6 protein-coding genes are annotated in these 6638 nt (G+C 61.5%); 5 read left to right on the forward strand and 1 reads right to left on the reverse strand.

Going from position 1 to position 6638, the window contains the following annotated elements; all coding sequences use genetic code 11:
• Positions 1-27: 27 nt before the first annotated feature.
• The 3 genes from KGB29_RS22645 (at position 28) to KGB29_RS22655 (ending at position 2650) form a co-directional block, all read left to right on the forward strand.
• Entirely contained in the window at positions 28-798 is a 771-nt protein-coding gene (locus KGB29_RS22645) for an IclR family transcriptional regulator (protein ID WP_150812970.1), read from the forward strand.
• Between the two features lie 102 nt (positions 799-900).
• Positions 901-1491 (forward strand): YceI family protein, encoded by a 591-nt coding sequence (locus KGB29_RS22650; RefSeq protein ID WP_090453580.1) that lies wholly within the window; start codon positions 901-903, stop codon positions 1489-1491.
• A 1-nt stretch (position 1492) separates the two neighbouring features.
• Positions 1493-2650, forward strand: a complete 1158-nt coding sequence (locus tag KGB29_RS22655) for a phospholipase D-like domain-containing protein (RefSeq protein WP_150812972.1) — start codon at positions 1493-1495, stop codon at positions 2648-2650.
• A gap of 143 nt (positions 2651-2793) precedes the next feature.
• Here KGB29_RS22655 and bglX read toward each other — a convergent pair whose 3' ends face one another.
• Entirely contained in the window at positions 2794-5085 is a 2292-nt protein-coding gene (bglX, locus tag KGB29_RS22660; RefSeq protein ID WP_057716068.1) for a beta-glucosidase BglX, read from the reverse strand.
• A 263-nt stretch (positions 5086-5348) separates the two neighbouring features.
• Between bglX and KGB29_RS22665 the strand changes: the two genes are divergently transcribed.
• Entirely contained in the window at positions 5349-5954 is a 606-nt protein-coding gene (locus KGB29_RS22665; protein ID WP_154861785.1) for a LemA family protein, read from the forward strand.
• Positions 5955-5991: 37 nt separating this feature from the next.
• Positions 5992-6638: TPM domain-containing protein (locus tag KGB29_RS22670; protein WP_223616488.1), on the forward strand; the 647-nt coding region annotated here is incomplete at its 3' end.

A 6638-nucleotide genomic window follows, 5' to 3' on the forward strand; every position in this document is an offset into this window, starting at 1 on the left:
CGATCCGGGCTTAGGGAGATCGAATCCATGGAGAACAAGGCAGAAACCGGCAGCGTGCGTTCCGTCGAGCGCGCCCTGGCGATTGTTGAGTTGCTGGGTGAGCATCAGGCGTTGGGGCTGGAGGAGTTGCACTACCTGACGAGCCTGCCCAAGGCCACGGTGTCGCGCATGTTGCTGACGTTGCAGGAGCAGGGATGGATCTATCGCGGCCTGAGTGATCGGCGCTACCGGTTGTGTGCCAAGCGCCTGTTTGGTGACAGCCAGCAGCGCTTCAAGCGGCGCCTGGTGGAGAACGCCGCTCCGCAGTTGCTGGAGTTGAGCGAGCGCACCGGGCTGGTGGCGGACCTGTCGTGCTTCGATGGTGAGCGGATCGAGGTCATGGAAAGCGCGATACCCACGGTGCTGCGCAAGCGATATCCGAACAACTGCCAGATCGTCGGCCAGCACGCCAGCCTGTTCCATTCGGCCATGGGGCGGGCCTGCCTGGGCGAACTGGACAGCCATGAAGTGGAGCGTCTGGCCAGTCGCGAGCGAATGACGGACGAATCCCTGTTCAACACCACCGAGCAGGCATTGCACCAAGGCTTCGGGCAGCGCACCGAGGGTTATTGGGAATATCCGGTGCGCCTGCCGTTCCTGATTCGCGCGGTGGCCTTGCCGATCCGCACCGATGGCCGCCTGGTCGGCAGCATGGCACTGCACTGGCCGATGGATCAGGCGCCGGTGGAACGGATACTCAACCTGCACCTCAACAGCCTGGCCACGACCATTGGCAATGTGCAGCAGGCGATGGCCTGAGTGGAACTTGTGATGGTTTAGAGACTCAAGGCAACACATTTCTTGCAACCTGTGTCAGGCCGGTTAAGGTTCAGCACAGGTTTCTCTGCCTTACGAGTCTCTATGTTCAAGCGCTCCACCTTCCAAACCCTCACTTTCCTGCTGCTGGCCGGTGCCGCGTTGTCGGCCCGCGCCGACTGGTACCTCGATGGCGAGTCTTCGCGCCTGTCGTTTGTCAGCACCAAGAATGCCAATGTTTCCGAAGTGCAGCGCTTCCTGGTGCTGCACGGCAAGGTCGACCCCGAGGGGCTGGCGCAGGTGGAAGTCGAGCTGGAGTCGATCAACAGCGGCATCCCGTTGCGCGATGAGCGCATGCGCAAGGAACTGTTCCAGATCGACCGGTTTCCCGACGCCATGATCACCACGAAAATCGATCTGCGCCCGATCAACGACCTCGCTCCCGGCGCGCAGTTGGAGTTGCGCCTGCCGCTGATGGTCGACCTGCACGGCAAACAACACGAATACCAGGCCGAACTGTTGGCGACCCGACTCGATGACCGGCGCTTCCAGGTGGTGACCCTCGAACCGCTGGTGATCAACGCCGAGGATTTCGATTTGGCTCCCGGCCTGGAAACGTTGCGCAAACTGGCTGGTTTATCAGCTATCAGTCTTTCCGTACCGGTGGGTGCGGTACTGATTTTCACGGCGCGCTGACATGGCCGGAGCGATTTTTCCGTGGCGTGAAGGCAACCACTTCGAACTGCTGGTCGACGGTCCGCAGTTTTTTCCGCGCATGCTGGTGGCGATTGCCCGGGCTGAAGAGCAGGTTGAGCTGGAACTGTATCTGGTGGAGGCGGGTGCCTGCGCCGAAGCCATGGTCCAGGCATTGGTGCAGGCCGCCGAGCGCGGTGTACGGGTGCGCTGCCTGTTCGATGATTACGGCAGCCTCGCTTTCACCCTGGCCTTGCGTCAGCGGCTGATGTCCGCTGGCGTGGAGCTGCGTTTTTACAATCGCCTGAGCTGGCGACGTTGGGTCGGTAACTTCTACCGCGATCACCGCAAGCTGTTATTGGTGGACCAGAGCCTGGCCGTGGTCGGCGGCACCGGTGTCACCGATGAGTTCTGGACTCCGGGGGAAGACGCCAGCGAATGGCACGAAGTGATGGTGGAAATCACCGGCCCGCTGGTACTCGATTGGCAGTTGCTATTCGATCGTCAGTGGATTGCCAACCGCCATCGACGTGCCTGGCGACCGGCTTCGCATTTCGGTCTGCCGCGCCTGCCACGGGTGCCGTCCATAGGCGAGGGCATGGGCCGGGTGGCCTATGCCGACGCCCGTCAACACCGGGACATTCTGCAATCGCTGGTGCGTGCCCTGAACAGTGGTCAGCGACGGATCTGGCTGGCCACGCCGTACTTTTTGCCGACCTGGAAAGTCCGCCGCTCCCTGCGCCGGGCGGCTGCCCGGGGCGTCGATGTGCGGTTGCTGCTGACCGGGCCCCGTACCGATCACCCATCCGTGCGCTATGCCGGCCATCGCTACTACCCGCGACTGCTCAGGGCCGGGGTGAAAATCTACGAGTACCAGCCGTGTTTCCTGCACCTGAAAATGGTCCTGGTCGACGACTGGGTGAGCATCGGTTCGTGCAACTTCGATCACTGGAATCTGCGCTTCAACCTGGAAGCCAACCTGGAAGCCCTGGACCCCGGACTGACCCGGTCGGTGGCGGCGAGTTTCGAACGGGACTTTGGGTTGAGTGAGCAAGTCAGCCTGGAGGAATGGAAGCGCCGGCCACTGTGGCGGCGGGTCAAGCAACGGGTGTGGGGATGGGTGGATCGGGTGGTGGTGAACCTGCTGAATCGGCGGGGCTAGTGCCCGATTTCTGAAAACACTGAGATCCAATGTGGGAGCGGGCTTGCTCGCGAAAGCGGTCTGTCAGTCGACATCATCGTTGTCTGACACTCCGTCTTCGCGAGCAAGCCCGCTCCCACAGTGGTTTTGTGTTGCTTCAGGGATTACAGCAACTCAAAACTCTGCTGCGTCACGTCCTCTGAATCCAGGCCGATCTGCACGTTGAACTTGCCCGGTTCCGCCGCGTACTTGAGCTGGGTGTTGTAGAACTTCAGGTCGTCCTCAGTGATGGTGAAGTGCACGACTTTCTGTTCGCCGGCCTTGATCATCACTTTCTGGAAGTTCTTCAGTTCCTTGATCGGGCGGATCATCGAGCCGGTCTCGTCCTGGATGTACAGCTGCACCACGGTTTCGCCGTCGCGCTTGCCGGTGTTTTTCACCGTGACACTGGCGTCGAGCTTGCCGGTCTTGTTCAGCGTGGTCGACGACAGCGCCATGTCGCTCAGGCTGAACTCGGTGTAGCTCAGGCCATAGCCGAACGGGTACAGGGGACCGGTGGTGTCATCGAAGTACTGCGAGGTGTAGTTGCCCGGTTTGCCCGGAGTGAACGGCCGGCCAATGGTCAGGTGGTTGTAGTAGGTCGGAATCTGGCCTACCGAACGCGGGATGCTGATCGGCAGTTTGCCCGACGGGTTGTAGTCGCCGAACAGCACGTCGGCGATGGCGTTGCCGCCCTCGGTGCCGCTGAACCAGGTTTCCAGGATCGCGTCGGCCTGTTCCTTCTCTTCGAGGATCGTCAGTGGACGGCCATTCATCAACACCAGTACCAGCGGTTTGCCGGTGGCTTTCAGGGCCCGGATCAGCTCGCGCTGGTTTTCCGGGATGTTCAGGTCGGTGCGGCTCGACGATTCGTGGGACATGCCACGGGATTCACCGACGGCGGCAACCACCACATCAGCATCCTTGGCCGCTTTCACCGCTTCGTCGATCAGCACGTTCGCCGGGCGCGGGTCGTCCACCACTTCCGGGGCATCGAAGTTGAGGAAGTTCAGGTAACCGAGGATTTTCGGGTCGCTGGTGATGTTGGCGCCACGGGCGTAGATCAGTGTCGATTTGTCTCCCAGGGCGTTGGTCATGCCATCGAACAGGGTCACCGATTGAGCAGGGCGACCGGCGGCTGCCCAGCTGCCCATCATGTCGATGGGCGCCTTGGCCAGCGGACCGACCAGGGCGATTTTCGCGGTCTTCTTCAGTGGCAGGGTGTCATTCCGGTTTTTCAGCAGCACCTGGCTGCGGCGTGCCACATCACGGGCCTCGGCGCGGTGCAGGCGGCTGTCGGCGTAGGTGTCGACCGGATCATCCTCGGCCTTGCCGATGCGCAGGTACGGGTCCTTGAATAGGCCCATGTCGTACTTGGCGCCCAGTACCGCACGCACGGCGTTGTCGATGTCGCTCTGCTGGATCTCGCCGGACTTCAGCAGCCCTGGCAGCTCTTTGCCGTACAGGGTGTCGTTCATGCTCATGTGGATGCCAGCCTTGATTGCCAGCTTCGCCGCTTCGCGACCGTCGGCGGCAACACCGTGCTTGATCAGCTCGAAAATCGCCCCGTGGTCGCTGACGGCCAGGCCCTTGAAGCCCCACTCCTTGCGCAGCAGGTCGTTCATCAGCCAGGTGTTGGCGGTGGCCGGCACGCCGTTGATCGAGTTCAGCGCGACCATGACCCCGCCGGCGCCGGCATCGATGGCGGCGCGGTACGGTGGCAGGTAGTCCTGGTACATCTTGACCGGGCTCATATCGACCACGTTGTAGTCGCGGCCACCCTCGACCGCGCCGTACAAGGCAAAGTGCTTGACGCTGGCCATGATGCTGTCGGCTGCATTCGCGCCAGTACCCTGGAACGCCTTGACCATCACGCCGGCAATGCGCGACACCAGGTAAGTGTCTTCACCGAAGCCTTCGGAAGTACGGCCCCAGCGTGGGTCGCGGGAGATGTCGACCATCGGTGCGAAGGTGATGTCGAGGCTGTCGGCCGCGGCTTCCTTGGCGGCAATGCGCCCGGACAGGCCGATGGCGTCCATGTCCCAGCTCGAGGCCAGGGCCAGCGGGATCGGGAAAATGGTGCGGTGACCGTGGATCACGTCGTAGGCGAAGAACATCGGGATCTTCAGGCGGCTGCGCATGGCCGCGTCCTGCATCGGCCGGTTTTCCGGGCGGGTGATCGAGTTGAACGTACCGCCGATGTTGCCTGCCGCGATTTCCTTGCGGATCATTTCGCGCGGCATTTCCGGGCCGATGCTGATCAGGCGCAGCTGGCCGATTTTTTCATCGAGGGTCATTTGCTTCATCAGGTTGCTGACGAAGGCTTCCTTGTTCTCAAGGGGTGCGGGCGTCGTGGCGGCCAATACGTTATGACTGGCCAGGCTGACGAACAGGCCCAGCAAACACAGCTTCTTCATGAATAGTTTTCTCAAGGGCCCAAACGGCGATGTACACGCCGGCCAGCCAAAATTTAGGGAGCGTCTATTGTTGTTCGGGTACCGGCTCAAAAGACCAGAGCCAAAAAAACACAGCCAGATGGCGGATGCGTTTTCGCGCAGGGCCTCTTTTTAGCCCATCGGCCCGTTGCAATCCAGAGGCGCGGGCGATTATGCCCCAAGAGCCGGCCCAGAAGGTTTCGCGGTCGGTTTTTTCATGAAATGCACAAGGGAGCATCATCCTGATGAATGTAAGTCCAACCTTTCGCTCGCGTTTGCAGGTCGTCACGTTGCTGATGCTGGCTACGTTGCTGACCGCCTGCGGCATCAACAACATCCCGACGCTCGATGAACAGGCCAAGGCCGCCTGGGGCCAGGTGCAGAACCAGTATCAGCGGCGCGCCGACCTCATTCCCAACCTGGTGGAAACCGTCAAGGGCTATGCGGCCCACGAGAAGGAAACCCTGACCGCCGTCATCGAAGCCCGGGCCAAGGCCACGTCGATCCAGGTGGATGCCTCGACCCTCGACAACCCGGAAAAGCTCAAGCAGTACCAACAGGCCCAGGACCAGCTCAGCGGCGCCTTGAGTCGCTTGATGGTGGTCTCCGAACGTTATCCGGACCTCAAGGCCAACCAGAACTTCCTCGCCCTGCAATCGCAGCTTGAAGGCACCGAGAACCGCATCAGCGTGGCCCGGCGCGATTTCATCCTCGCGGTGCAGAAATACAACACCGAGATCCGCACGTTCCCCGGTCGCCTGTGGCACACCGTGATGTACAGCGACCTGCCGGTGCGCGAGACCTTCGAAGCCACACCGGGTTCGGAAAAGACCCCCGAGGTCAAATTCTGAACTGCGCTAATCGGCGTCACCACGCAAGAGGTTGCCAATGCGCGTCCTGAAAATAGGCCTGTTGCTGTTGTTGTGGGTGGTGGCGATCGTTGCCCGCGCCGAGCTGAGCTTTCCGGCGCTGACGGGGCGGGTGGTCGACACTGCGCAGATGATCGAGCCATCGGTGCGCCAGCAGCTCAGCCAACAGCTTCAGGCCCATGAGCAAGCCACCGGCGAGCAGCTTGTGGTAGTGACGTTGCCGGACTTGCAAGGTACCGACATCGCCGACTTCGGTTACCAACTCGGCCGCCACTGGGGCATCGGGCAGAAGGACAAGAACAACGGCGCCTTGCTGATCATCGCCCGGGACGAGCGCCGGCTGCGTATCGAAGTCGGATACGGCCTGGAGGATCGCCTGACCGATGCCCAGAGTTCGGTGATCATCAACCAGGTCATCACCCCGCCATTCAAGACCGGCAATTTCAGTAAAGGCATCAGTGACGGCGTGGCGGCGATGCTGGTGGTGCTGGGCGGCAACCCCCTGGACGAACCCTCCACGGCGTATGAATCCAGAGGCGATCCGGGGGACGATTTCATCGCGCGGCATCCCGGATTGTTCGTGTTTTTTGTGATGTTATTCATCCTGACTGTTTTTGTGTGCCAGATGCTCGGTATTCTTCCCGCTGGCCGGGGCGGCTCCGGTGG

It is taken from the genome of Pseudomonas sp. BF-B-30, from assembly GCF_019956305.1.
In the GTDB taxonomy this organism is placed as follows: Bacteria; Pseudomonadota; Gammaproteobacteria; order Pseudomonadales; family Pseudomonadaceae; genus Aquipseudomonas; species Aquipseudomonas jessenii.

What these genes read in the sequence shown, in the direction of transcription:
- KGB29_RS22665 (WP_154861785.1), top strand. Translation starts at nt 5,349, where the DNA reads ATGAATGTAAGTCCAACCTTTCGCTCGCGTTTGCAGGTCGTCACGTTG.
- KGB29_RS22650 (WP_090453580.1), top strand. Translation starts at nt 901, where the DNA reads ATGTTCAAGCGCTCCACCTTCCAAACCCTCACTTTCCTGCTGCTGGCC.
- KGB29_RS22655 (WP_150812972.1), top strand. Translation starts at nt 1,493, where the DNA reads ATGGCCGGAGCGATTTTTCCGTGGCGTGAAGGCAACCACTTCGAACTG.
- bglX (WP_057716068.1), bottom strand. Translation starts at nt 5,085, where the DNA reads ATGAAGAAGCTGTGTTTGCTGGGCCTGTTCGTCAGCCTGGCCAGTCAT.
- KGB29_RS22645 (WP_150812970.1), top strand. Translation starts at nt 28, where the DNA reads ATGGAGAACAAGGCAGAAACCGGCAGCGTGCGTTCCGTCGAGCGCGCC.